We start from the raw sequence: 24,968 nt of genomic DNA on the forward strand, positions 1-24,968 counted from the left end.
TAAACATTAAATTATTTCATTCCCAGGCGCTAACAGGAGCTTTTTGGTCTGAAAAAACAAGATGGATGGATTAGATAGAGTGGTCATTCAGGGGGCATATGATAAAAAGCTATTTAGGTTTTGTAAAGATTACCTGAGGTAAATTATACTGTGCCTGTTATGATTTCACCAGGCACTTGTCATATTTGGTTTTCAAACGAAGGGTTTCATGAAAGAGCTCCTGAGTAAGACGAGGAATACTTCATTTAGTTACTTTATAAATGAGGAATTTTGCCAGACTATAAAGTAAGATCTATTAAAAGCTAATTCTATCTCGTTGAGTTTATCAATTCATGAATAATCATTTCCGTGGGGTCAGCTTTGAGAATCTGGCCTAGTGAGGTTTTCAGAACCTACTCATGAACTGTTCGATTTTGAGAAACACCATAGAGCTGCCGGAATGGTTTAAGTACTCACCATCTCTTACCTAAGCTAAAGACTCGCGTACATTTCTTTGTGCTCATCCACCATTTTCTGCACGGTGAACGTAGTGGGGCGGGGTGTTGTAACGTACTGACCTATCTGCATTTTGGCAACGGCATCGGCAATAGAGGCCGGATTGGCAGGTTCAGCCAGAAGATGATTCCCGCCGATTACCTCTGGAATCGACGTAGTATTTGAAGCTACTACTTTGTCGCACAGGCAACTGCTTTCTACCACTGCGTAGCCAAAACCTTCCGATAGGGATGGAACTACTACGCAGTCGGCAGCCTGTATAAAGCTCAGTAACTCCTGCCGTGTTTTTTTATCAAGTACTTGTACATCAATCGATTTTGGGAAACGACTAATTTCCTCAACCAACGTATCGCGTAACGTAACGAAGTTGGGCGCGGTGGGCCAGATGAAAACAAATCGAATCTTAGGCGCGCGTTCGTGAATCATCGGAATGGCACGTACCAGATATTCAAATCCTTTCGAGAGGCCCGTTCGGCCAAAGCCAAGCACCACAAAATCATCTGGTTTGAAGCCGAATCGTTCGCGAAGGGCGGCTAAATTCGGTTGATCGCGTTGGCGGGCTTCGTCTATTTCGCTATAATCTACACCTGGATAAATTCGGGTAGCTCGTCGGGTTGGATGTACTTCCCGGAAAGCACGTAGCGTACTCTCGGAGATACACACGTGCTGGTTGAATTTAAGCGCCAGCACCATTTTTTCCAGAACATAAAGCACGGTCGATAAGACTTTACTATCGCCAAATCGGAACCAGTTCTGACCCCAGACTTCGTAAATGGTAATGACTGATTTACGGCCCGTTAATAGAGATGCGATCCAAGCCGGAAAAGCGGCATTGTACGTAGCGGTGTGAATGATATCATGCTTACGAGCCAGCGAAATCGCCTTGGGAATCGCAAACAACGTAAAGAAGTATCGTTGCAGGAAATTAGGCACCCAAGGCCGAATAATGTGAACGCCGTTGTAGGTTTCGGACGCCTTGTAATTGGGAAAACTTCGCGGAGTTAGTACCGTAACGTAGTAACCTTCAGCAGCTAATTGCTCGGCCAGATTCTGAAATAACAGTTCGGCTCCGCCAATATGAGGGTAATAATTATCTAAAACGAATAAAATACGCTTCATGAAATCGGTTGCGACGGGTTGCTGGTTTTAGGCGACGTAGCAGCCGACGACTCCAAATTCTTCTGCGCGTTACGTATGGCATTGTCACGTACCAACATCGTAATTACCTCATCCTGACGTAATAAGCGCCGGTAGATGATAATCGTGACAAATACGTAGCCCGTAAAGAGCATGTAAAAAATCATGTCGACACCCCGACCAACACCCACCGCATTGGCCAGATACGCCGTCAGATCGGGATTGATGACCAGCACCAGACCAATGAGTAGAAACGTCAGAAACGCCAGCCGGTAAAATAACTTATTGCGGAAAATCCGGAATGCCAGTAACAGCGCCCCAATCACCAGTACGACCAGCAGTAACTGGATGGGCCGAAACGAAAGAATCATTGGAACTGTCATCGTAAGTGGCGGCTAATCAGTAAGTCCAGTAAAATATTGATCGAGTTGGACCAGGATTGTCCCTTTTGCTTTGAGTAATCGGTGTAAACAATGTGCGTTGGTAGTTCAACGTAGCGCAGCTTGTTTTTCCGGATTTGAGACAGAATTTCCGTCGCGTGCGCCATCCGGTTCTCGCGCAGGCGAATGGCACGTAACGCTGTCGGTGTGAGCACCCGGAATCCGTTGTGCGCATCGCTCAGCCACATGCCGGTCATCAAACCGTTCACTGTGGCGGCTACTTTCAAGACAAATCGGCGGAACGGCGGAACGGCTTTTAAGTCTTCGCTACGTATGAAGCGCGAACCCAGTACTATGTCGCAGCTACCATCGAGAGCTTTTTCGATGAAACGGGGAATGTCTTCGTGATTGTGTTGACCGTCGGCATCGAAGTGAACCACTACGGCAGGGTCTTGCGTCAGCGCGAAACTCATTCCCGTTTGCAAAGCCGCTCCCTGGCCCAGATTGACGCTGTGGCGAACGTAGTACACGTCGAAATTCTTCAGAATAGCCTCTGTATTATCGGTAGAACAATCATCGACCACAACAACCGAGTAGTTGTGGAACCGCCGGAGTTTCTGCAACGTGTGTGCGATCACCTTGCCTTCATTGTAGGAAGGAATCACAATAAACACCTTACGTGGATCGACATTAATCATTGGCTCTGTAGATTCGGATGTTTCCTAACGTCTGCATCAATTTCAAACAGCGAACTTCTACCGCTTGCGGTTCCCGGTCAAATACGAAGTATTTAACGTTCAGCGCTTTGAGTTTTGGCGAACAGGCGTCCATACCCACGGTATAGCCATCCTCGAACGTACTGTTAAACACCACCGTATCGCGACCATTAATGTACGAATAATAGACCGTATGCGCGTAACGGTTATAGGCAGAATCCCGTTTGGCGGTTGGGTCAAGCGTACGCATGGTTTTGAAGTCCGGAATAAACTTGACACCACTTAACAAATCAACTCCCGTGCCAGAAATTAAGTACGATAGAAAACGGTCTCCCATTACCACCCACTTCGCGTTTGGTTCAGCCTCGCCCATCGTTTTCACCGTGCTGAAAAGCGTATTTTCCGTCATAGCAGTCAATCCCTTATTCACTGGATTGACCTTTAGATTAGGCAGATAATACAACGTAACGATTATCCCAAAAGCAAGGAACCGATACCGCCAGGAAAAACTAAACAGCAGCAGCCCGTTTAGTATAATAAACAGAAGAGACGATATAATTAGTTGATTCGTGGTGAACAAGTTACCAGAATCAGTCTGCATGGTGCCCGAAATAAAGTAAGAGGCTATGGCAAGAACGATTACCAAACCAATGGTTACCAACCTGTTATCCAGCTGACTCGATTTGCTGGCGTAATCGATATACAGTACAGCAAACAACACACTGGCGAAGCCAAAAGGAACCTGAGTCCGGCGGGTCGGGCTGGTATTGAGCAGGGTTAGTTTCGCCAGGAATTCCGGGAAACCGACTAAAATCCAGAGCAGCAGAACAATTGACAAAATGCTTAGACCCAGCATCATTACGTCGATTTTTCGATTTTTCACGAACGTAGCAACCGAACCCAGCACCAACACCGGAACGAAGTTCATATAGTGCGAGAACTCGCAGATATTTAGCCATTTAGGAGGCAATTGTTTCTCCATGACCCAGGTGTAATAAAACTCGGAGAACCAGTTTCCTACGAAACCTGTTCCGCCCAATTCACTACGTTTGCCGGGATATACTGTATTTGCCAGTACCTTGATGGTATCTTTCAGATCATTGTAAACGAGATAACCCAGAATTCCCATGACAAGGATGGCTATCCCTGCTGAAACGAGTTTCATGTTTAAGCCACTCTTCATTCGATTCCAGTCCGGGTTTCGAACGATGAAGCCAGCCAGGCATATTAGTAGGAAATATCCCAGTGGAACCTCATACGGCGGATACAGCAAAATAGCAAACCACAATAGTCCGAGGGTGGCTACCAGCGCCGAGATAATTATAGTGCGGGTTTGGGTACTGTAGAGATAGTAACACGTAGCCGTAAAAAGAAGGCACCCACTTGTAAACATATCCGGCACCGTTACGGAAAACCACCACTGGGTTCCCGACGAAAGCAGCACCCAGATTGAACCGAACAACGACAGCCAGAAATTACTGTTAGTCAGCACCATGAGAAACATCATAACTGATATCAGCATTCCGAATATTTTAAAGCCCCACCAGTATGAATAGCCCCGCTCAAAATCGAAAATAAAGAAACCCCAAAGGTTTGGCTTGATTAACGCAATAGGATGCTTAACCGGAAGACCCATTAATGACCCATTCTCCCCCCCATTTGTAAAGTTTTTAATTGGAAACCCTTTGGCGGCCTGCGATGTCATAAATGGCGTCAAAATAGCCCATTCATCCATACGTATCATACGCGGCTGCCCGGAAATAACCGTCCGATTCGCTACGTTGCCGCTGGGAATAATCTGGTCCCAGACGCCTACTGACGAACCGTTTAGTTTGGCCATAATCATAAAGGCATACAACGCAGCGCAGGTGTACAGAAAGATTTTCATCTTCCTGTCGAACACCACCAGCGGACGGCCATCGTTGCGTAGGCTGGGCGGGGGAGTAGGTTCAGATTTTGGTTTTGGCGCGGGTGGCTCTGTCCGTTTGCTGACACTGACCGGGGGCGTTACGTTGGTTTGGGCAGGAGACGTAGTAGGACGTGGATTTCCGGCTGAGCCCGTTTTATTAGCTATGGGTTTATTCTTTTTGGCCATTAATCAATGGAATTTAATACTAGACGTACCGACCCGTAAAAGGTTGCTACGTATTGGGCTTTCGTCAAATTTATTGCCTTACGCACTTTTCTCCAAACTATCGCGACGTATCACCTGAATTGGTAACTTGCGGGTCATAATCGAGGCCCTTAGGACTGACAGAATGAATCGATACGTTAAACGAGTTTTACTACTGGCCGCAGCCATCGCGATTGTCGCTTATACACTCAAGGACGTACCCCTGTCTTTACTACTGCAAAAAGCCAGCCAAGCTAATCCAATTTACGTAGTTTTAGTAGCAATTGTTACCACGCTCACCTACATATTACGTGCCGAGCGGTGGCGGCAAGTGCTGAAACCGCTCGGTTATTCGCCCTCTCTATTCCGAACCACCATCGTCATTCAGACCGGCATCATTGCCAGTTTAATCATACCCGCTTCGGGCGAATTGACGCGCTGCCTGAGTCTACAAAAAACGGATGGGGTTCCGGTTTCGCAGGGCGTCGGTTCGGTCATCGCCGAGCGCGTTCTTGATCTGACAATGCTTGTTGTGATGCTTATATTGACCGTATTGGTCGAATTCGACCGGATGAGCACGTTTTTGTTTGGTGGGACTTTTTTTCAAATCAACTGGCTTACGGGAATTGCCCTTGTTGCTACGTTCGCGGGATTAGCCTGGCTTTTGCTTCGTTTAGCTGGTCCATACGTATCGGGAAAAAAGAAAATGCCCGTGCAAAATCCGCTCGTGCTACGTCTGGTTAATATCGGCAAAGGGTTGTGGCAGGGGTTTATCGCGCTACGTCATATCGAACGCCCGATCTGGTTTGTCCTGTTAACGATCCTCAATCAGTTTATGGCCTGCCTCGTTACGTATCTGCTGCTTCAATCGATGGACATGACTCGTGAGTTACCCGTCAGTGCTACGTTGGCGATTCTGTCGGTGATTTCCATTGGCGGTTTTGCGGTGCCTACGCAGGGTGGCATTGGAACCTATCACTTTCTGGTCAGCCGAACTTTGCTCCTCTACGGCTTCGATTTGAAGGATGGCGCCATCATCGCTACGTATCTGCACGCGGTTCAGTTTCTGATTGGTATTCTGCTGAGTGGCAGTAGTTTGCTGATATTACCTTTGTTGATTTCTTCTCCTATAAAGGAGAATCAAGAGACGGTGGTTAAGGAATAACAACTTAGTTTTTCCCACCTCCCACTTTCCCCGCTTTGGCTGGTATACCGGGCTGTGTGATCTCGAAGTTTTCTTTGATTTTTGCGTCGGCTACTAATTTCCGAACGTCGGCTAAGAGCTTTTTTGCGTCGTAAACTACGCCATCTTTCACTGTATACGTAACGCCACCCACGCGCTCTACTTCATTTTTCTCGTTGAGGTGAATGGCCCCTGTACCATACAAAACTTTCAGATTCGCCAGCGGATTCTGATCAACAATCACAAAATCAGCGAGTTTACCGACCTCTACAGAACCAATTTGATCGGCCATGCCGAGCGCTTCAGCCCCTTTTAACGTAGCAGCACGGATCACTTCAAGCGGATGAAAACCCGCTTCACGTAGCAATTCCAGCTCGCGGATGTACGCGAAGCCGTAGAGCTGGTAAATAAAACCTGAATCAGAGCCTGTAGTAACGCGGCCACCTCGGTTTTTGTATTCGTTGATGAACTCCATCCAGAGTTGGTAATTTTTCTTCCAGGCCACTTCCTGCTCCGTGCCCCAATTGTGCCAGTACGACCCGTGCGAAATGCGGCTAGGGCCATAGAAACGCCACAAACTCGGCATGGTGTATTCGTCGTGCCACTCAGCCCGCCGAGCGAGCATCAATTCGCGGTTGGCTTCGTAAATGTTGAAGGTTGGGTCGAGGGTGAAATCGAGCGCGATGAGCTCGTCCATTACTTTATTCCAGCGCTCGGAGCCGGGTTTGGCGGCTTGCTGCCAGAGGTTACCCGCTTCTTCAAATCGGTTCTGCTCGTTGTTGTAATTATACGTAGCGGGGTAGTTCTGAACGGTTTTGTCATCGAAAAGGGCTTCGGGTAGGCCATACCAGTGTTCCAGCGATGTCAGACCGGCTTTGGCGGTGGCCAGCGCGTTCATTCGAGCCACCTCCAACTGCGCGTGGTGACAGGCCGACCGCAAACCAAGTTTTTTGTTCTCTTCCAGCGCAGCCCGGAAAATGGCTGGTTCTGCACCGAAGAATTTAATGCCATCGGCCCCCCGTTTCGCGTTTTGTTGTACCCAGGCACGCGCCTGTTCGGGAGTGCTGATAGGTTCTTTTGATCCTTGCCCAAATACGGTGTACGCTTTGATACGTGGGGCGGTAATTTCGTTACGTTCACTTTTTGCGCGATGTTCCAGCACCCAATCAAGGCCGTTGCCGCAAGATGGATCGCGGATAGTAGTGATGCCATGACCAAGCCAGAGTTTGAATACGTATTCGGCATTCGCTCCCTGCGCCTGACCGCCAATGTGCCCATGCATGTCGATAAAACCCGGCATCAGATACATGCCTTCACAATTCAGTTCTTTATCGCCGGGATCGGCTTTCGGACGGCTTTTAGCATCAATTGGTACGCCCGGAAAACCCACTTGTCTGATTTGCACAATACGGTTTTTTTCGACGACAATATCAACCGGACCGACTGGCGGTGCCCCTGTGCTGTTTACCAACGTAACACCCCGAATAATCAATTTGCCGAAAGGGCCATCGCCTTCGCGTCGGGCGGGGGCTTTTTCGACCTGCGCCGAGCTTGAATGAACAATGAATAATGTGAAATAAAGAAAGAGGAGAAGTCGCGTAGCAGGTTGTAGCATGGTTGGGTAAATCGTTTTCGATAAACAGTTGTAAGATAAGCGAATCTGCCGGAATTTTGCGCACAGACAGCTCTCTAGTCGATCCACATGAAACAATTCGTTACCAGGTACTTTCTGCTTTTTGTGTTGTTGCTGGCCGTAGTAATTGCTTTCGCCATGAAGGCTACTGTTTTTCAAAATCCCAAACCAGCGCAGGGCCCGACAACTACTTCGCAACGATCTTCTGGTTGGAATGCGGAAGAAGGCGCTTATTGGGCGGGTAATCTATTGGAAATCAATACGTATCGACTTGAGCAAGCGCATAAAGGCGTGCTGAATAAAGGTGAAGCCAAGTTGGTTTTTGCAGTTGAAAACGTTCTTCCCGATAAACTTGTAACAGCTGATAACGACGAAAATACAATACTCACTTTAAAGTCAAACCTGAACTGGCGATTTGGAATTGGTACGTCGGATGCATCGTTCGTTACGTCGGTTTTGACGCCAGTTCACAATCCTATTTTCCCTAATACGTTGCTGGTCAATACGTCGAAGCAGGTTTGGGATGGGTATGGTTATCAGCAAGTAGCGTATCGAGATAACGCTTACCAGGTTAAAACGCAGGTATCAGATAATAAAGAAGCGAACCAGCCAAACGTATTATCCAAAACCCGGCTTGAGGACGAACTCTGGAATCGAATTCGGCTGGAACCCGATAAACTGCCTACCGGTGAAATCCAGCTTATTCAGGGAACAGCCATCACACAGCTACGTAACATTCCGCTGAAAACGTTGCCCGCAAAAGCCACACTTGCTGACTATGAAGGCGTTCTTTATCCGGGTAAGTTTTTGAAAGCATATACCCTCGAATATCCGACTGATGACCGTACGCTGGCCATCATTTTTGAGCGCAATTTTCCGCATAAAATTGTCGGCTGGGAAGAAGAGTATCGAACGCAGGATAACCTTCTGACCTCCCGCGCCGTTTTAGTAAGTACAGTTCAGACGGATAAACAGAATCATAAAGTCCGTTCGGACAGTACGTTGCATAACTAATCATTCACAGAAAAGAACAGTGATGCTGCTACGTTGCTGGCAGTAGTCGCGACAAATACGTAATGAATCGACTCATCATCATTTGCCTACTTACTTTTTGGGCGGTTGCCTGTTCATCGGAGAAAGAAAAACCAGTACGTACTGACGAACCAATCTACACGCTGATTTTTCTGGATAAAACACGTAGCGTGAACGTCAACAAAGCGTTTGTGGCTCAGAAATACCAGCAGGCTATAACCGACATTATTGAACAGAATATCAGGCAGAAAGGCGATAAACTAGACGTTTATTTCATCCACGAAAATACGTCCAAAGCCCGCGCGCTGAATCTGACGGTACGTACCGAAATGGAGGATATGTCAGCCGCCAGCCCCACTGACCGCGAAGCCGCCGAAACCGAATTCAATCTGTCACTAACGCGCGAAAAAGGACAAATCCGGCAGCGCGTGTTGCAACAATTGATGACGCAGAACGACGGCGCATCGAATCAGGAAACCGATATCTGGGCCAGTTTACCGGTGATTGCCCGGGCGAATGAAACGGGCGCCACGGTAAAAGTCTATTACCTCAGCGACATGATTGAGAGCGTGAAAGGTACCAACCGACGCGATTTTCAGGCGACTCCTCCCAAAGACAATGCGCAGGCTGATGAATGGGCCAAAGCCGACGCCAAACAACTCAAACGATACGCTATCGGCAACCCAGACGTAACGATGATTTTGCCGTTTGAGCCAAATGCGGCCGTTAAAGAAAATAATCCGGCTGTAACGCAATACTGGCAAACGCTGCTCGCTGAGCTAGGTGCCGGGAACGTAGCAGAAGAGTAGTGCTACGTTGGTATGGGAGCTTCTTCGACTTCAGCGGGTATTTCGAAATGGTAGCCTTCTGAAAAACCTGAAAAATCGTTTTTCAGGCAGTAGGAAGTCAACTCCAGCCCGTTGCCTTTTCGCTGGACGGACAGGTAATGAAACAGCGGTTTATAGTCGGCGGCCAAATCGGGCAACCGACTGACCGACGTATTAAGCGGCTGTCGTAAACCGCCCCCGCCCCCAATAACCAGAAATGTCTTGCCATCGAATTCGTACCGTTCGAACGCGTGCGAGTGTCCCGTAATAAACAGTTTCGCTTTTTTTGACTTCAGGTAATTTGGCACGAATCGTTGCTGCACCAGCTTCGACGAACCCACCAGTTTGCTGTTTGAATACGGAGCGTGGTGGCACGTAACAATCACTACGTCAATATTCTGGTCGTTGTCGAGTTCTTCCAGCGTTTGTTCGTACCAGGTTTGCTGTTTGACCAAATCGGCGACCGAAAGAATGCCGAAATTAGAATTGAGCATGACCACCGCAATTCGATCAGTTACTTTTACGTAGCCCGTCGGAATGTGGTCAGGAAAGCGTTTCTGAAAGTTGCGGGCCCCTTTCTTTGGGCGGCCCATTACGTCGTGGTTGCCCATAATGGCGTACACGGCAGTCTGTATTTCGGTGCATTTCAACAGAAACTGGTCGATAATGCGCCACTTGTTGTTTCGGTAGCCTAATGAAACGATGTCGCCCAGCCAGTAGAGCACAGCAGGGCGAATACGCAGGATTTCGGCAAAAATAGTTTGGGTTGCTTTCTTATTCTGATGGGCACGTAACACCAGACGCTCGACAAACATAGGCGCCTGAGTATCGCTCAAAAATAATATCTGTTTATTTCCTTCCTTGTTTTCCATAATCGTTTTTATCAGAACGTAGCATTACCACGAAAATGCGCGCCACACCGCATGAACTTCGGCGACAAAAGCGGCATTTTCGCTGGCAACGGCATCGTACCATTTTAATTCAACCGCTGCCCGGAAACGCCGACCAACGGGTTGCGCATACGAAGCACCAGCCATCCAGCCTGTGCTATACGTAGTCGCGTTCACTATATTACCGTAATTTAGTCGCGAACGTACTATATAAACGCCGGTTCCACCCATTACGGACATTCGGCGTGTAAAACTACGTTCGGTGCCTGTCAGCCAGCCAAGTGGCATGGCAAACATGACTAAAATGGGCGTGGTCGATACGTACACCTGCGAACGGTCACCTGCTATAAAACCCCGATAGCTGTAGAGTGTTGTCCAGCCCGTTTCTATTCCTACCCGCAGTCGATGGTCGGGATACCACATAACCCGTATTGTTCCCGGAAAACCGAAGCGGCTAAGCCGAGCCGCTTCCAGCGTAGCAGGTACGCCGATATGCGTTGAATAATACGATAAGCCCGTTCCGGCCGTAACCACAATGGCATATGGCCCACGCTGACTTAATAATGAGTCGATTTCCGATTGCTGAGCCCGCGCGCCTGAGTAGCTAATGAGCAGTGCGAAAAGCCAGAATAAGAGACGATTAGATGGTTGCATGAGCTTGTTTATTGCTTAGTGTAATGGTGAAAAGCAACCAGTGTCGAATAGTTCGATAGAATACCGTCGAAACGACTTTCGTTGATAAACTCCCGAATAAATTGGGGCTCGTCGAGTGTCCAGACGAAAACGGTTCTACCCTCATTTTGCATCGCGCGCACCTCGTCGGTTTGCGGTCCGAGGGTCCAGCGGGGCGCCCAGATCGGCGAATTCAACGTGCTACGTGTGATGGCCGTGTCCAGTTCTGAAAGTATCGGTGTATTACTTTTATCGGCTAAAGCTTCATACGAAGCCAACGCTTCTTCACTAGGTATGCCAATGACAATCTGAATTTTACGGCCAAGTTGTGCGGCCCGTTCCCGATACTTTCGCTGAATGGCCTGAATGGGGGCCATTGGACCTATGTACTTGGTATCGAGCCAGACAAAGCTCAGTGGCGTATTCATAAGAACGGTTTCCAGAGCTTCTTCCAGCGTTGGTATTTTTTCGCCGTTAATCAGCCGGACCATGTTGTTCAGTTGCTTGTACGTGTAATCCTCAATCGGTCCATTCAGACCGTTTTTTTTGATTAACCGTAAGTTCAGGTTATTGTCATGGTATAAAATAGGAACCCCATCTTTCGTGTAGCGCACGTCGATTTCGATCCCCGTTGCGCCCAGTCGGGAAGCCAGTTTGATAATTTCAACTGAATTTTCGGACGAAGGCAGTAGATCAGACGTTCGTCCACCGCTGCGGTGGGCCAGAATAGCAAACGGCTCTGGATTGAGTGGCCGATTGTAGGTCAAGGTCAGCCGGCGGCTTGGTTTCGCTTTAGCATCGTCGTATAAGCCGCTAATAATCAACGTATCACCGCTTGCCAATCGTCCTGCATAATTCTGAAGCTGTCCATTATGCTTCATCTGCACGGCAAACTGAGCCAATCCTATGTCCGTATTTGACAATTTTCGCCAATACCCCGCTAATGCAAGACTATCGGCCTGCGGCTGACCGACCAGCGAAAAATACGTAGCATCGGCGCCCGCGAACATGGAGAGGTAATAAATTGTGTCTGATTGTTCACGCAGAAACGTCCATTTCACAACTATCTCACCACCAAAGCGATCGGAGCCATCGGTAACAGTATATACACCTTCCATCGATTGCCGAACCGACGTAGTGAACTTACCAGCTCCCGGCATATCAACGCCTTCGTAAGGTACAGGAGCTTCATAAACCTGTCGGCACCCCACGAACAGTAGCCATGCCAGACTAATCAGCCAGATGTAAGACAGTTTCATAGGATAAAGCCGAAAAAAAGTTGGGGGTAAAACAAAGGACGGTCGAAGGTTTCGTACAACGACCAGAATTGCCAGTTGAACCGGGAATAAGACGCGCGGATGCCCAGCGTTACGTGCTGTTTTTTATAGAAAGGTTGTTCGAGTGCGAACGCAAACGCCACGCCACTCAGTTGGCTCCGGTGGTAATCGACCGACAAACTACCCACCTGCGAGTGGTAATAAAAATCGAAGATAGCCTCGGTACGTGCCATGAGCTGAAGCGTGCGGGTGAGTCGGTAACCAACGGATAGGTTTGGGTAATTCGATACCCCATACGCCTGAGCATCAAATACGTCCCGGATTTTCAGAACGCCAAACCAGCCATTTATGTCGTAGCCCGCCGACGCAAACCATTTTTCGGAAATTGGTATGGCATAACGCAATCCTACGTTCAGACTATTCTGGATAAACTGCGTTTGCAGCCGACCCACTACATAAAGGTTTTTCGTCAGGCCGCGCTGGAGATGTATATCGATTGCCGGAACTGAAACGCGCACTTCTTCGGTGATTTCGGGCGGTGTGGCCGTGAAAACCAAACCTACCGAACGGCGCCATTCGCCGGGTTTAGGGGCCTGCGGAAAATAAATGCAGGGTTGTTCTGGCTTTTCCCGCTTCTCCCGTCGCTGCATAATCTCCTCGCGGCTTCGGCCAAGCCCCAAAAAGCGTCGACGTTGGGTAGGTTGGGTTTGGGCCATCGCTGCCTCGGTGGCCATCAATAACCCGATTGATAATAAGCAAATAGAAATAAACGTAGTGTTCACCTGGCGGGGCGGTTAATTCAGATGAATTAAACTACGTAGCGAATCATTATGTTAGGTTGAGCCCTTTGAATTGGCGTCGAAAGTGCCGGGCTTAGATAGTATCGGGAGGAAAAACGTGCGCTATGCAGTTAACAGCCGTGACTGATACGTGGCATTTTACTACGTTGTCTGAAACTGGCAGGCCAAAAAAATAAAAACCCCCGACACCGAACAGGCATGAACAGTGCTACGGGGGTCACCTCAACTTTAAAGGCTGTGCGGCTGAGGTGAGCTGCCACGACGCAATATGCAAAGCCTGTATTAAAGTCAGGCATTTATTGATTAAACGGTAGTTTAACGCAAATTGTTTCGGCAAATGCCTCATTTTTCGTTGTTCAGGCCAATGAAGGTGTATCCATTCAGGCTATTGGCAAAGCTGCCAGCGCCCGGTTATGACTGGCCAGTTGAGGCCGGAGTCGCCGGGTCTGTCGGCGGGAAATGGGAAGTTGCCGTGATTCGGAGAGTTCAACGAAAGGACTTTCTACGTACCGGTACCGATACGCAACAATATGTGCCGGATTTACCAGCGTGCCTTTATGGATTCGTAGAAAATTGGGCAGTCGTTCCTCCAGCCGTTTGAGCGTGATGGCAACCAGCATTGGTTTTTGGCCTACTACGTATAGCGTAGTGTAGTTGCCCATAGCTTCGAGGTATTCGATGGCGGCAACTGGAATTGAGCGTTTCGTCGTAAAGTGGGGTAATTGAATTGTGTCCATTGAGCGTATTTGTTTGTTTCATTTGTCAGTCGACAGACGAAACTAGGTGCCCTATGGCTCATGCCCATCAGGAAGCTGTATGAAGCGTCAGAAAAAGAGGCTGAACTGTCATTTTCAAGTTTCTGCGGGCACTATTTTGTATTGCCGCTATACCGTTGAAAAGCTTGCTCCTGTTTAGCATTGGCCAAAAGGAGCCCTGTCATTTCATTGCTCAAGTGAAGTTGTACGAGATTATCCTTCATCGAAACCTGATGGATGTGACCTAGCCGCATAAGCTCCCAGATGGCTTTAATGGTTTCTCCAGCGGGCCCGTTTATTTTTTCCATCAATACGGCCGGGGTTGCTGCGTAATTGGGTTGTGTTACAAGTAGCTGTAAAACTTGCTGCTGACTAGTAGGAAAATCCTTAATGCTTGTAATCATGCCCGGTGAGATAATATGCATATATAACTTCATGAAAGAAGATCAAGTTTGGCGGAGAACGGGTTAAAGAATAAGTTAGGATAATCATCTAGCCCATAACTATATAATAATGGGCTGGTTTTTAGGAGAGTAGAAAAAGCTATCTAATAGTAAACGTTTAAAAACCGACCTAGTAAAGATGCCCCGCACAGCCAAGCGGCCAGAGCGGGGACACTAACCCATAAATGATAAGAGTATGAAGATAGTAATTATTTACCAGATGTACACACTATATGGTAATTATTTTTTATTAATAGTAACATAAAGTTTATGATAAATAGCATCAACACCTTTTCTGGATACATCAATTTTACCGCCATTGATCGGGTTTTAAGTACTGTGTAGGGGATAAAATTCACTTTTGAAAAACAATATAGATTTATAGCGTATTGTAGTTCAGTATATATAGACTTTAACGAAACGTTATGATAATCCAGAAAAACACCAAAAAAGCAGCCCGGATTTTATTAGGTGGGTCGCTGATTCTAGCAGGTATCGGTCACTTGACATTTGCCCGAAGAGAGTTTCAGGCACAGGTACCAGACGTGATTCCGCTCAAAAAAGATGATACTGTTGTTTACTCGGGTATAGTTGAGATCGCGTTAGGCAGTACATTAGTTCTGACCGATGATGAACATCAAAAAACAGTTGGAAAAGTAGCGGCTGCCTTTTTTACGGCTGTTTTCCCAGGTAACATTTCTCAATACATTAATAAACGGAGTATGCCCGGATTAGATACCGACCTGAAGCGGTTTGTACGGTTGTTTTTCCAGCCCGCGCTCGTTTTCTGGGCACTGAAAAGCACGGACAATGTATAGTACTACCACGCTTAGCCTCCTCCAGTTTAGGGAAGAAGTCGGGCGTAGTGATACCCAGACTGATACGTAGTAAGTTTGCAACGTAGCACCAATGCTAGCAGATGATACGTTGGCTATTAGGCACTAACGTATCATCTGTTACGTTTCTCTTTCATGTCATCTTTATTTTTCTGGAACGACTGGCGTCGGCCTTACCGACTTGCCTATATAGTCAGTTTTAGTGCATTTATTATCAGTTTAATAGGATTCGTTACGGCCTGGGTGCGCGGCCTTGGAAATGTTGTCCGTTGGGACGTACTGAGCGAGTTGAACGAAGTCCCGATCATATTTCATTCCTTCACGGATGGCCTGCTCGATTATGCCGTCGATGGAAAGGGCTACGCCGTGTCAGAGCAGTTTCTGGCTGGATCGATGGAAGTACATCCCGAGCTGGCAACGGCATTACTGGCAGGCGTTGGGCTATCGTTTGTGCTGTTAATCAGTGCTCTTACCCGCTTTGATCGGATACGCTACCTGGTAGGCATGGGTATTCTGATTCTCGGACTGGCGTTTTTTCGTTGGGAAATGATCGAAGTGCCTGGTTTGGGTGGCAACTACATATTTCTGTTGCTTACCTTTCTGTTTGGATCGGTGAGTTACTATTTTCATGCTTTTCGCTCCGATTACCCTATTCTGATCCGTCTGATTGTTTTTGGCCTGCTTACAGGTTTGGTGGCTGTATTATTGAGTGTTTTATCGACCGTTACGTTCCCTGCGCTGATTTTAGTAAGTTATGGTATGCCGGTTTTGCTGGTCATCAGTGCCGGTTTTATCTTTTTCATTTCTATCGAAATTATCGCCGGTTTAGTCTGGATTACCTCCGTTGGCCGGGCCGAAGAGTTGCCAGCGCAGATCCGGGCACGGCGGGTGTTGGGCGTAAATAATTTGCTGTTTATCAGCCTGCTGTACTTTATCAATCTAATACTCATCTGGCTGAAGAATACAAAATCAATTGACTGGGATATATTGTCAATCAGCCCATTTGCGATTTATCTGATTTCGGTGACGCTGGGTATCTGGGGTTTCCGGCGATTGATTCAGCAACAGGATACTGTGTCGTTTCGTGATTCGGGAGCGTTTCTCTACGCCGGTTTGGCGTTGCTTTCCACGCTGACAATTGCCTACACGTTTGCAACCGCCAACGATCCATTAATCGAGCTATTCGAGGATATTATCGTCGATACGCACCTGGTTATGGGCGTATTTTTTCTGGCCTACGTGCTGATTAACTTCTGGCCCATTTACGAGCAGAATTTGCCCGTGTATCGAGTATTATACAAGCCCAAGCGTCTGGAATTGAGCCTGTTTCGTGTAGCGGCTGTGTTTGGCGTCGTAGTTTTTCTGGTGCTGGGCAGCGACATTACGTTTCGGCAAAGTTTGGCTGGCTATTACAACGGCCTGGCCGACTACTACGTTGCCGACAGAGAAGTTACCTCGGCTAATGCATTCTATCAGCGGGCCCTCGAAAGCGAGTTTCAGAATCACAAGTCTAACTACGCAATGGCGTCGTTGGCGATGGCGCAGAATAATCAGCCCGTTGCAGCTTTCTATTACAACCAATCCCTGCTGAAACAGCCCAATCCGCAGGATTACATTGGCTTAAGTCAGGCTTATCTTCAGTCGAATTTGTTCTTTGAAGCGGTCAAAGCCCTGCAAAAAGGTATCCGTGCGTTCCCCAAAAGTGGCGAACTACAGAACAATTTGGGGTATCTCTACGCCCGCACCAGCGTAGCTGATTCAGCGTACTATTATTTTAAAAATGCTGCGAGCTACGCCAGCCGTGATGAAGTTCCCGAATCGAATCTATTGGCCTTGTATGCGCGAAACCCAAAAGTGCTCCTTGCCGATTCAACATTAGCCAGTAACGTAGCAGAATCGTCATATGAATCGTATCAGGCTAATGCGTTGGTGTTACGGCTGGTCGCTCAAACGGATAAGTCCCAACCCAGACAGCCTGATTGGCTAACGGGCGACGTAGTGAAACAAGGCTTGAGTGTTGGTCGATTTGCGAGTCTGTACAACTACGTGTTAGCCGGTAACCGTCCGGATACTACGTTGGCTGCTACGTTGCAACGCATATCAACTTTGCCTGTTAACCAGGATTTTACCGACGATTTATTACTAGCTCAGGCTGTTGTTGAGTACCGAGACTACAATCATTCAAAGGCATTCGGATTGATAGAGCAACTCGGTGAGGTCAATCAGCAGAATGGAGCCGCCTACCGGTCGATAGCGGGTTTGTGGCAACTGGAGCAGGGGCTATACCGAAAAGCCGCCGAAACTTTTGGTTACAATAGCGATACTACGTCAATTTACTACCGGGCTATTGCCTACACCAAAGCCAACGACCCGGCTCTGGCTCAGGCATTTTGGGAAACGGCAGCCAAAAACGACGCGGCCGTAACGGCGCTTAAACAAGTCTATTATCAGGAGCGGAAACCCCAAACCGATTTAGAAAAAGCCTTCTATGTTACGTATCGAACCGACGATCCGAATCGGGGTGCGTTTTGGGAAACCATTCAGGATCCCAATCTGAAAACGGTGGCCGGTGTAGCGCTGACAAACGATTTTCTCGATCAGTTGCAATGGCGTAATGCGCAGCTAGTTCTGGCGGGTCTGCCCGATTCCACGAACGTTAATCCGGTAGCTTTATCGTTACGTAACGTAGCGGCTATACGTTTGTCGGCCTTTCGACGTAGTGTTGGCTCGGCAGAAACGATGGCGAAAAAGAATACACTTCCTCAGTATCAGGCTGAACGAAATTATTGGCTGGCCCAGACCTACGAACGTACCCGACACGTACCACAAGCCCGCGAATCGTATCGAAAGGCGTTGCAGTGGGCTCCGCTCAATGCCCGTTTTGTGACATCGGCTGCGCAGTTTGAGCAGCAACAGAAGCAAACGAAGCGAGCGTATGAACTGGTACTAACTGCTCTTCCATTTAACGAGGACAACGCTGAACTGCTCAAAACATACGTAACGTTGTGTCTTGATCTGAGCCTGTTCGACTATGCGCAGAATGGCATGGACAAGTACCGGGCCGTAGCTAAACCTGCCGATTATCAGGCGTTTCAGACAACTTATCAGGAAAAACTAGCGTCAATCGAAAACAGTCGTCAAAAATTCCTGCAATAAAGTAGCTTTGCTTATTAACTTAAACGGACCTGTTAATGAGCCAGAAATTGAACTGGGTGAAAGAAGCATTCAGTCGTGAAATTAATATTGTTCAGGGCGGCCAGGTGGTGGGTACGATGCATCGAAATATACTGAGCCGTGACGTAGACGCTTATTTGAACAACGTTCGTATACAGTTTGATGTAACGGGTTTTCTACTGCATTCCGTAAATATTCACAACCAGAACGCTAATAACCAGATTATTGGCCATATTGAGTTTAGCTTTGGCAAGCGTGCTGAATTAAAACTGACCGACGGGAGAAGCTATATCTGGAAACGCCACAACGTATTGATGCGCGAATGGGACATGATCCGTGAAAATCCAGATGGTTCGCCCGATAAAGAGCTGGTTAATTATGACTTGACTCATCGGTTTTTTGAAGAACATGGTGATATTACCGTGAATGAAAACGATGAATCAACCCCGGTTGAAGTTATTATTCTGACGGGTTTGTTCATTCGAAATTACTTTCAACGTCGTCGACGAATGGCTGCGGTGGCAGCTGCGGGTGCAGCGTCCAGATAATTCAACACAGTATGAACATCATTGAAACGCGCAACATTGCCAAGCGCTACGTTATGGGTACCGAAGTGGTCGATGCGTTAAAATCGATCACTATTGATATAAAAAAAGGCGAATACGTAGCATTTATGGGTCCTTCGGGGTCGGGTAAATCTACGTTGATGAACATTGTCGGCTGCCTGGATTCGCCAACATCGGGGCAGTATATTCTGAACAGTCAGGACGTGAGCCGCATGGGCGAAAACGAACTGGCTGAGGTACGTAATAAAGAAATAGGATTCGTATTCCAGACCTTTAATCTGCTGCCACGACAAACCTCGCTTGAGAACGTAGCGTTACCCCTGATTTATGCGGGCTACAACAAAGCCGACCGCACCGAAAAAGCCATGCTGGCGCTCCGAAATGTAGGCCTGGAAAATCGGGCCGGTCACCGTCCGAACGAGCTTTCGGGCGGGCAGCGGCAACGGGTCGCGGTAGCGCGCGCGCTGGTCAATGACCCTAGCATTCTGCTCGCCGACGAACCGACTGGAAACCTCGACACCAAGACGTCGTACGAAATCATGGATCTTTTCGATCAGATTCACAGCAAGGGCAACACGGTGATTATGGTGACGCACGAAGAAGACATTGCCGAATACGCTCACCGCATCATTCGTCTGCGTGATGGGCTAATTGAAACCGATCGGGTCAACAAAAACATTCGGAAAGCCCAGACTTTGATGCAATCGCTGGAGTAATTTGGGAATGAGATTTTTAGGGCGTTATATTTAGAGCAGATACTATAATCTGAACTCACTCTTATGCTCCGTAAAATCTTACTTGGCCTTTTAGCGGTTTTCGTTGTTATTCAATTTTTCCGTCCCGAGAAAAATCAGTTTACGGCTCCGTCTCCCAACGATATTACCACGAAATATGCTGTGCCCGCCGACGTGCAGACAGTATTAAAGCGTTCCTGTTACGACTGCCACTCCAACAATACTACCTATCCGTGGTACGACAATATCCAGCCCGTTGCTTGGTGGCTAAGTCAGCACATCGACGAAGGCAAAGACGAACTTAATTTCTCTGAATTTACTACGTATACGCCCAAAAGAGCCCGGCATAAGCTTGAAGAAGTGGGCGAAGCCGTAACCGATGGGTGGATGCCACTTGGTTCTTATCTCTGGATTCACCACGATGCCAAGCTAAAGCCTGAAGAAGCGAAACTCATTGCCGACTGGGCCAGCAACCTGCGCAGTCAAATCCCTGCCCCTGCTGACGAGGAAGAAGAGCATCATTAAGATGATACGTTGTTTTTTGTCCTGCTGACGAAGCCGGCCGCAAGCTCCGTCAGCAGGACAAAAAGACTGTTCTTGGTACGTATCAACCTTTCAAATTAATCTTCCGGCCGGTTTCGGCGGCCTGGTAAATAGCTTGCAGAAGCGTTACGTCCTTTAATCCCTCTTCGCCTGTTACGTGGTTAGGAAGCGTTTTGCCATCGAGTAAGTCCTTGCAGATACCGTCCATGTGTACAGCCTGGTGATTTACAATGGGTTGATCGATCGGGCCTTTGCTGGTCATTCCTTTTAAAGGGCCATAGCCAAACGCGGGCGACAACTCAAACCATCCATTTTCGCAGGACGCCCGAAGCCGTTCAATGCCAGCTGTATAACTGGTTGTGGAATTAGACACCGCACCGCTCGGAAACTGGAATTGCCAGAACATTGTCTCTTCTACTTCCGTAAATTTCTGCGGCTCAGTTTTGGGCGAAAACTGTGCTGTTACCGAAATTGGTTCTTCGCCCGTAACGTAGCGCGAGCCCTGCACGGCATAAATGCCAACGTCCATCAGCGGGCCACCGCCAGCCATTGCTTTTTTCATGCGCCATTGCTTGGGGTCGCCTACGCGGAAGCCGTCGCTGCTTTCAATAAATTTAACCGGACCATACACTTTTTGCTGACCAAGACGTATCACTTCTTTCGTAAATGGTTCGTAATGAAGTCGATAACCGACGGCCAGTTGTTTGTTTGCCTTTTTACAGGCATCAATCATGTTCTGGCATGCTTTCGGGAAAATTGCCATTGGCTTTTCGCAGATAACGTGCTTGCCCGCCTGAGCCGCCCGTATCACGAATTCCTCGTGCATGGAGTTGGGCAGCACTACGTAGACGACATCAATATCTTTATTATCAGCAATCCGGTCGAAAGTTTTGTAATCGTACACGTTCGCCTGAGGGATGTTGTATTTTTTCTTCCACTCCTCGGCTTTGGCCGGCGTACCAGTCACGATACCGGCCAATTTGCAATATTGAGTTTCCTGAAGAGCCGGCGCTAATCGGCCGCTGCTGTAATAGCCCAATCCGACCAGCGCAATTCCCAACTTACGTCCCGGTTGCCCTGCTTCCTGATCACGTAGCGCTGTCGGTCGTGAATAAAGTCCAGTAGTATTATCTCGGGTAAGCTCATTATTGCCATAGCCGATAAGCGGCAGGGAGAGTGCCGATGCACCCGCTCCCAGATGGCGCAGAAAATCGCGTCTTGAATTAGATGATTGATTATGCATACGTAGTTAGACTGCTGAAAAATAGGCTGGAAAACGAAAAAGAATCGCAGCAGCTTTTTCTACCAGCATTTGCCTACACGTACCAGCGCAATGCCTGAATTCTCATTTGCCCGTTTGCCCGAAAAAGGGGCGTGTTCATCAGAAAGATTCTGATCCAGAACGAACTAGAATCACGATTTTATTTTCCGCCAAGCGGGTAATTAAAGCCGAACGCATAAACAAATTGCAGCGAATAAAAATAATGCGTAGCCAACCCCTGATGGTCGGCACCGAGTTTTGTATCAGTATAATCGGCCCAGGCACCCTGAAGATTGGATTGCAGGAAAAAATACTTGAACAAGTCGAGCTTCAAACCTCCACTCACGCCAGCTACTATGCCCTGATAGCGAAATTTACCACTGTCGTTATTACCCAACACGGTCGAAATGGTGTAGGAAATTAACGCCCCTCCGCCAATTTTTCCGATGGCGCTTAACTCTGCATGTTTAGCGCGCCATAATTTCTGGCGTTTTACCAGGTTAAGCATCAGGTAATTATTGCCGTTCGTGTGTTGTAGATGCACAAAATCAGGTGTTACGAGGGTATCCTTATCAATCTGGTGACCCCGAATCTGACCTTGTACGTGAATCACCTGATTGTCAGTTACTACGTATTTTAAATGATCCCAGCTCACTTCGACGCCGAGATCATGTTTGTCATTAAAAAAATAACCGCCGTACATGTTATACTGCGGAATAGTCAGTTTTGTGATTTTATAGAATTCGTAGTAATCGGGTTTATCGTGTGCATTGGCATCGATAAACGTAAAATCGTAATTATCGGTTGTGGTGTTCCGGAAATGAATGGTGCTCTGGCTGTACCAGTCGCGGTTATATCCCCAGAGGAAGTAAAAGCTGCCATGCATTTTGCCAACTTTAGCGGTATTAGTTGGAAAGGCAAGTTGAGCTAAAGTTGATTGGGAAAGACATAGTAATAGTGTAATCGCTAGTAAAAGTGAACGATTCATAGTGTATGTTATACAAGTGACGGTGGTGTTGATTTCAGAAGAAATCTAGCTGCAAATAAAAAACAAAAGCTTTTATAGCTGGATTAAAGATTTTTAATACAAGAAATTGTATGCCGCTGATGAATAATGTATTACAAATACTTGCGTAGCATAATTCTATGAATACTATATTTATAATATGACGAGTGTTAACTGGCATTACTCAATTTATTGCCGGATTTTTTAACGGCTTCTGACTGGGCAAAACGTTTGCTGTAAATTCACGTTTTTATTAGTAATCAAACCTTATTCTATTTCTGATGCAGCTAAAGTTCATTCGTAAATGCTCCACACTACTCACTGGTTTCTTATTGATTCTGGGAGTTCATCTGACCGTCGCTCAGAATACAGCGTCAACTATAACTGATACAACAAAAGGTGGTCCGCTCGATTTGGGCAAGATGTGGACATTCGATAATCCGCCCAAAGAATTTTTCAGTAAAACCTATCCAGGATTCAATCCAGACGAAAAATGGTTTGAGGAAGCGCGGCTGGCGTCGCTACGTTTTGCGGATTATTGCTCGGCTTCGTTTGTATCGGCGAATGGCCTTGTCATGACCAACCACCACTGTGCCCGCGAGTCGGGAACGGGTGTTACACGTAAAGGCGAAGATCTGAACGCAACCGGTTTTTTTGCCAAAACAGCCGCCGAAGAACGGAAAGTGGAGGGTTTGTTTGTGGATCAGCTGGTGAAAATTGAAGACATCACGAAGCGAGTGCAGGACGCCATGAATAGCGCTACGTCGGAGCAGGCAAAATTGCAGGCCCGTGAAGAAGCCTTTTCGGCAATCAAGCAGGAATACGGACAGAAAGATGGCTGGAAAGGACTGGAGTTACAAACCATAGTGTTTTACAACGGCGGTCGTTACTCTATTTACGGCTTCAAACGCTACACCGACGTTCGGCTGGTGTTTATGCCCGAATTACAACTTGGCTTCTTCGGGGGTGATTACGATAACTTTACGTATCCTCGTTACGCGCTGGATTGCTCGTTCTTCCGCGTTTATGACAACGGCAAACCGCTGCAAACCACTCATTTCTTCAAATTCAATCCAAACGGGGTTCGCGATGGCGAGCCGATTTTCGTAATTGGCAATCCCGGTCATACCGAACGTCTCAAAACGGTGGCCGAACTGGAAATGGATCGTGATATGCAAACCCCAGCGACTATTCAGCTTTTAGAAAATCGGTCGGCGGCTCTGAAAGTGTATAACCAAACGGCAAAAAGCGATAGTGTACTGAACGAGATTTTCAGCTACGATAATAGTCTGAAAGCCTACAGCGGACAATTGGCCGGTCTGAAAGACGCTAGTTTGCTGGCGCGCAAAGCTGTTTTTGAAAATCAATTTAAAGCAGCCGCTAAAGCTAAAAACTTACCAGCCGACCAGCTTAAAACCTGGGACGATATTGCCGCCAATACGGCACAGATGCGTAAGCTCTTCAACGATGCCAATTACCTCGGCCCCAGCGAACGTACCATGGGCGAGTTGATGACATTCGCGAACGTAGTGACACAATACAGCGAATTGCTGGCTTCCCGGCCACAGGATGCCGAACGAGCGCGCGGCATAATGATTCCTCCACCCGTAAAAAGTCTGGCGCTGGATGAGGCTTATCTGGCGGCTCATCTGGCCGAAGCCCAACAGGCACTCGGTAATGATGACCCTTACGTAAAAACGGCGCTGACTGGCCCCGATGGAAAAATGCGTACGGCGAAAGAAGCGGCCGCTTACCTGGTGAAAAATACAAAATTGCGGGATGCCGCTTTTGTTACCGAAATGGCCACACGCCCCAATGCCGCTAGTGCCTCAACCGACCCCATGCTGGTGTTGGCACGTATCGGATTTCCGCGTTACCGAAATGCCGCCCTGCAAATGCGCGATCTAGGCCAGAAGCAGGAGGTGCTACGTGGTCAGTTGGGCCGGATGCTGTATGATGTGTACGGAACAGCCGTTCCGCCCGACGCTACGTTCTCGCTACGTATCAATGACGGAGTTGTGAAATCGTACGATTATAACGGTACCAAAGCGCCCATACTTACTACGTTCGCGGGCTTGTATGACCGGAATTATTCGTTTGCCGACAAAGCTCCGTGGAACTTACCCGCTCGCTGGAAAAACCCACCGGCGGAGTTGTTGAAACAGCCCATGTGTTTCATTTCGACAAATGACATCATTGGTGGCAACTCAGGTAGCCCTATGATAAACAAAAACCGGGAAGCCGTTGGGTTGGCCTTCGACGGAAATATGGAAAGTTTGCCGGGCGAGTTCATTTTCGTGCCCGACGCGAACCGGACCATTTCTGTACATACAGGTGGCATCGTTGCCGCACTACGTTACATCTACAAAGCCGACCGGCTGGCTACCGAATTAGTTGGTGCTCCCGCAAAGTCAGCCCCGGCCAAAAAATGACGTATCCGGCCAAAATAGGCTCCTGTTTTCAGTTGATATAGGCAAACTCCCCGAAAGTCAGTA

The 24,968-nt window shown here is 47.8% G+C and carries 22 protein-coding genes; 9 read left to right on the plus strand and 13 right to left on the minus strand.

Annotated elements, in window-relative coordinates; genetic code table 11:
- Window positions 1–471: 471 nt before the first annotated feature.
- The 4 genes from ACYVF1_RS22785 to ACYVF1_RS22800 are packed head-to-tail and all read right to left on the minus strand — an operon-like array spanning window position 472 to window position 4,823.
- Window positions 472–1,614: a glycosyltransferase family 4 protein gene (locus tag ACYVF1_RS22785; RefSeq protein ID WP_461083192.1), complete on the minus strand. Its 1,143-nt coding sequence runs from the start codon at window positions 1,612–1,614 to the stop codon at window positions 472–474.
- On the minus strand, window positions 1,611–2,015 hold the full coding sequence (locus tag ACYVF1_RS22790) for a DUF2304 family protein (protein ID WP_461083194.1): 405 nt from the start codon (window positions 2,013–2,015) through the stop codon (window positions 1,611–1,613). The genes ACYVF1_RS22785 and ACYVF1_RS22790 overlap by 4 nt, the downstream gene beginning before the upstream one ends.
- Complete coding sequence (locus tag ACYVF1_RS22795) at window positions 2,012–2,710, minus strand: glycosyltransferase family 2 protein (protein WP_461083196.1); 699 nt, start codon at window positions 2,708–2,710, stop codon at window positions 2,012–2,014. Before ACYVF1_RS22795 ends, ACYVF1_RS22790 begins: the two co-directional genes overlap by 4 nt.
- On the minus strand, window positions 2,703–4,823 hold the full coding sequence (locus ACYVF1_RS22800; RefSeq protein WP_461083198.1) for a DUF7657 domain-containing protein: 2,121 nt from the start codon (window positions 4,821–4,823) through the stop codon (window positions 2,703–2,705). The genes ACYVF1_RS22795 and ACYVF1_RS22800 overlap by 8 nt, the downstream gene beginning before the upstream one ends.
- Before the next feature lie 163 nt (window positions 4,824–4,986).
- On the opposite strand from ACYVF1_RS22800, the gene ACYVF1_RS22805 reads away from it, so the two are divergent.
- Window positions 4,987–6,006 carry a lysylphosphatidylglycerol synthase transmembrane domain-containing protein gene (locus ACYVF1_RS22805; RefSeq protein WP_461083200.1) on the plus strand — a complete coding sequence of 340 codons (1,020 nt, stop codon included), beginning with the start codon at window positions 4,987–4,989 and terminating at the stop codon, window positions 6,004–6,006.
- A 4-nt stretch (window positions 6,007–6,010) separates the two neighbouring features.
- Here ACYVF1_RS22805 and ACYVF1_RS22810 read toward each other — a convergent pair whose 3' ends face one another.
- Window positions 6,011–7,639, minus strand: a complete 1,629-nt coding sequence (locus ACYVF1_RS22810) for an amidohydrolase family protein (RefSeq protein WP_461083202.1) — start codon at window positions 7,637–7,639, stop codon at window positions 6,011–6,013.
- A gap of 87 nt (window positions 7,640–7,726) precedes the next feature.
- On the opposite strand from ACYVF1_RS22810, the gene ACYVF1_RS22815 reads away from it, so the two are divergent.
- Both ACYVF1_RS22815 and ACYVF1_RS22820 read left to right on the plus strand, forming a co-directional pair.
- Window positions 7,727–8,671, plus strand: a complete 945-nt coding sequence (locus ACYVF1_RS22815) for a hypothetical protein (protein WP_461083204.1) — start codon at window positions 7,727–7,729, stop codon at window positions 8,669–8,671.
- Window positions 8,672–8,733: 62 nt separating this feature from the next.
- Complete coding sequence (locus tag ACYVF1_RS22820) at window positions 8,734–9,498, plus strand: hypothetical protein (protein ID WP_461083206.1); 765 nt, start codon at window positions 8,734–8,736, stop codon at window positions 9,496–9,498.
- Between the two features lie 2 nt (window positions 9,499–9,500).
- On the opposite strand, the gene ACYVF1_RS22825 is transcribed toward ACYVF1_RS22820, so the two are convergent.
- The 6 genes from ACYVF1_RS22825 to ACYVF1_RS22850 all read right to left on the minus strand — a co-directional run bounded on the left by ACYVF1_RS22825 (window position 9,501) and on the right by ACYVF1_RS22850 (window position 14,335).
- On the minus strand, window positions 9,501–10,388 hold the full coding sequence (locus ACYVF1_RS22825) for a metallophosphoesterase family protein (protein WP_461083208.1): 888 nt from the start codon (window positions 10,386–10,388) through the stop codon (window positions 9,501–9,503).
- Between the two features lie 24 nt (window positions 10,389–10,412).
- Window positions 10,413–11,060, minus strand: coding sequence for a hypothetical protein (locus ACYVF1_RS22830; RefSeq protein WP_461083210.1), 648 nt, complete (start codon window positions 11,058–11,060; stop codon window positions 10,413–10,415).
- Window positions 11,061–11,068: 8 nt separating this feature from the next.
- A complete protein-coding gene (locus tag ACYVF1_RS22835; RefSeq protein WP_461083212.1) occupies window positions 11,069–12,337 on the minus strand; it encodes a glycerophosphodiester phosphodiesterase in 1,269 nt (422 codons plus the stop codon).
- Window positions 12,334–13,089, minus strand: coding sequence for a hypothetical protein (locus ACYVF1_RS22840; protein ID WP_461083214.1), 756 nt, complete (start codon window positions 13,087–13,089; stop codon window positions 12,334–12,336). Before ACYVF1_RS22840 ends, ACYVF1_RS22835 begins: the two co-directional genes overlap by 4 nt.
- A gap of 446 nt (window positions 13,090–13,535) precedes the next feature.
- Complete coding sequence (locus ACYVF1_RS22845) at window positions 13,536–13,892, minus strand: LytR/AlgR family response regulator transcription factor (RefSeq protein ID WP_461083216.1); 357 nt, start codon at window positions 13,890–13,892, stop codon at window positions 13,536–13,538.
- Between the two features lie 131 nt (window positions 13,893–14,023).
- A complete protein-coding gene (locus ACYVF1_RS22850; RefSeq protein WP_461083218.1) occupies window positions 14,024–14,335 on the minus strand; it encodes a hypothetical protein in 312 nt (103 codons plus the stop codon).
- A 443-nt stretch (window positions 14,336–14,778) separates the two neighbouring features.
- Between ACYVF1_RS22850 and ACYVF1_RS22855 the strand changes: the two genes are divergently transcribed.
- From ACYVF1_RS22855 to ACYVF1_RS22875, 5 genes are all read left to right on the plus strand, one after another.
- On the plus strand, window positions 14,779–15,171 hold the full coding sequence (locus ACYVF1_RS22855; protein WP_461083220.1) for a DoxX family protein: 393 nt from the start codon (window positions 14,779–14,781) through the stop codon (window positions 15,169–15,171).
- Window positions 15,172–15,324: 153 nt separating this feature from the next.
- Window positions 15,325–18,345: a tetratricopeptide repeat protein gene (locus tag ACYVF1_RS22860; protein WP_461083222.1), complete on the plus strand. Its 3,021-nt coding sequence runs from the start codon at window positions 15,325–15,327 to the stop codon at window positions 18,343–18,345.
- A 35-nt stretch (window positions 18,346–18,380) separates the two neighbouring features.
- Window positions 18,381–18,911: a hypothetical protein gene (locus tag ACYVF1_RS22865; protein ID WP_461083224.1), complete on the plus strand. Its 531-nt coding sequence runs from the start codon at window positions 18,381–18,383 to the stop codon at window positions 18,909–18,911.
- An 11-nt stretch (window positions 18,912–18,922) separates the two neighbouring features.
- On the plus strand, window positions 18,923–19,645 hold the full coding sequence (locus ACYVF1_RS22870) for an ABC transporter ATP-binding protein (RefSeq protein WP_461083226.1): 723 nt from the start codon (window positions 18,923–18,925) through the stop codon (window positions 19,643–19,645).
- A gap of 63 nt (window positions 19,646–19,708) precedes the next feature.
- Entirely contained in the window at window positions 19,709–20,188 is a 480-nt protein-coding gene (locus tag ACYVF1_RS22875; RefSeq protein WP_461083228.1) for a heme-binding domain-containing protein, read from the plus strand.
- An 82-nt stretch (window positions 20,189–20,270) separates the two neighbouring features.
- Here ACYVF1_RS22875 and ACYVF1_RS22880 read toward each other — a convergent pair whose 3' ends face one another.
- Both ACYVF1_RS22880 and ACYVF1_RS22885 read right to left on the minus strand, forming a co-directional pair.
- Complete coding sequence (locus ACYVF1_RS22880; RefSeq protein ID WP_461083230.1) at window positions 20,271–21,449, minus strand: Gfo/Idh/MocA family protein; 1,179 nt, start codon at window positions 21,447–21,449, stop codon at window positions 20,271–20,273.
- A 178-nt stretch (window positions 21,450–21,627) separates the two neighbouring features.
- Entirely contained in the window at window positions 21,628–22,455 is an 828-nt protein-coding gene (locus ACYVF1_RS22885; protein WP_461083232.1) for a hypothetical protein, read from the minus strand.
- A 299-nt stretch (window positions 22,456–22,754) separates the two neighbouring features.
- Between ACYVF1_RS22885 and ACYVF1_RS22890 the strand changes: the two genes are divergently transcribed.
- Complete coding sequence (locus ACYVF1_RS22890; RefSeq protein ID WP_461083234.1) at window positions 22,755–24,905, plus strand: S46 family peptidase; 2,151 nt, start codon at window positions 22,755–22,757, stop codon at window positions 24,903–24,905.
- The last annotated feature ends 63 nt before the right edge of the window (window positions 24,906–24,968 follow it).

Source organism: Spirosoma flavus (assembly GCF_054778555.1).

Bases quoted from the DNA above. Each gene is read 5' to 3' on its own strand.
- ACYVF1_RS22815 (WP_461083204.1), top strand. From the start codon at position 7,727: ATGAAACAATTCGTTACCAGGTACTTTCTGCTTTTTGTGTTGTTGCTG.
- ACYVF1_RS22800 (WP_461083198.1), bottom strand. From the start codon at position 4,823: ATGGCCAAAAAGAATAAACCCATAGCTAATAAAACGGGCTCAGCCGGA.
- ACYVF1_RS22830 (WP_461083210.1), bottom strand. From the start codon at position 11,060: ATGCAACCATCTAATCGTCTCTTATTCTGGCTTTTCGCACTGCTCATT.
- ACYVF1_RS22860 (WP_461083222.1), top strand. From the start codon at position 15,325: ATGTCATCTTTATTTTTCTGGAACGACTGGCGTCGGCCTTACCGACTT.
- ACYVF1_RS22790 (WP_461083194.1), bottom strand. From the start codon at position 2,015: ATGACAGTTCCAATGATTCTTTCGTTTCGGCCCATCCAGTTACTGCTG.
- ACYVF1_RS22865 (WP_461083224.1), top strand. From the start codon at position 18,381: ATGAGCCAGAAATTGAACTGGGTGAAAGAAGCATTCAGTCGTGAAATT.
- ACYVF1_RS22845 (WP_461083216.1), bottom strand. From the start codon at position 13,892: ATGGACACAATTCAATTACCCCACTTTACGACGAAACGCTCAATTCCA.
- ACYVF1_RS22840 (WP_461083214.1), bottom strand. From the start codon at position 13,089: ATGGCCACCGAGGCAGCGATGGCCCAAACCCAACCTACCCAACGTCGA.
- ACYVF1_RS22855 (WP_461083220.1), top strand. From the start codon at position 14,779: ATGATAATCCAGAAAAACACCAAAAAAGCAGCCCGGATTTTATTAGGT.
- ACYVF1_RS22850 (WP_461083218.1), bottom strand. From the start codon at position 14,335: ATGCATATTATCTCACCGGGCATGATTACAAGCATTAAGGATTTTCCT.
- ACYVF1_RS22880 (WP_461083230.1), bottom strand. From the start codon at position 21,449: ATGCATAATCAATCATCTAATTCAAGACGCGATTTTCTGCGCCATCTG.
- ACYVF1_RS22805 (WP_461083200.1), top strand. From the start codon at position 4,987: ATGAATCGATACGTTAAACGAGTTTTACTACTGGCCGCAGCCATCGCG.
- ACYVF1_RS22835 (WP_461083212.1), bottom strand. From the start codon at position 12,337: ATGAAACTGTCTTACATCTGGCTGATTAGTCTGGCATGGCTACTGTTC.
- ACYVF1_RS22825 (WP_461083208.1), bottom strand. From the start codon at position 10,388: ATGGAAAACAAGGAAGGAAATAAACAGATATTATTTTTGAGCGATACT.
- ACYVF1_RS22820 (WP_461083206.1), top strand. From the start codon at position 8,734: ATGAATCGACTCATCATCATTTGCCTACTTACTTTTTGGGCGGTTGCC.
- ACYVF1_RS22795 (WP_461083196.1), bottom strand. From the start codon at position 2,710: ATGATTAATGTCGATCCACGTAAGGTGTTTATTGTGATTCCTTCCTAC.
- ACYVF1_RS22785 (WP_461083192.1), bottom strand. From the start codon at position 1,614: ATGAAGCGTATTTTATTCGTTTTAGATAATTATTACCCTCATATTGGC.
- ACYVF1_RS22875 (WP_461083228.1), top strand. From the start codon at position 19,709: ATGCTCCGTAAAATCTTACTTGGCCTTTTAGCGGTTTTCGTTGTTATT.
- ACYVF1_RS22885 (WP_461083232.1), bottom strand. From the start codon at position 22,455: ATGAATCGTTCACTTTTACTAGCGATTACACTATTACTATGTCTTTCC.
- ACYVF1_RS22870 (WP_461083226.1), top strand. From the start codon at position 18,923: ATGAACATCATTGAAACGCGCAACATTGCCAAGCGCTACGTTATGGGT.
- ACYVF1_RS22890 (WP_461083234.1), top strand. From the start codon at position 22,755: ATGCAGCTAAAGTTCATTCGTAAATGCTCCACACTACTCACTGGTTTC.
- ACYVF1_RS22810 (WP_461083202.1), bottom strand. From the start codon at position 7,639: ATGCTACAACCTGCTACGCGACTTCTCCTCTTTCTTTATTTCACATTA.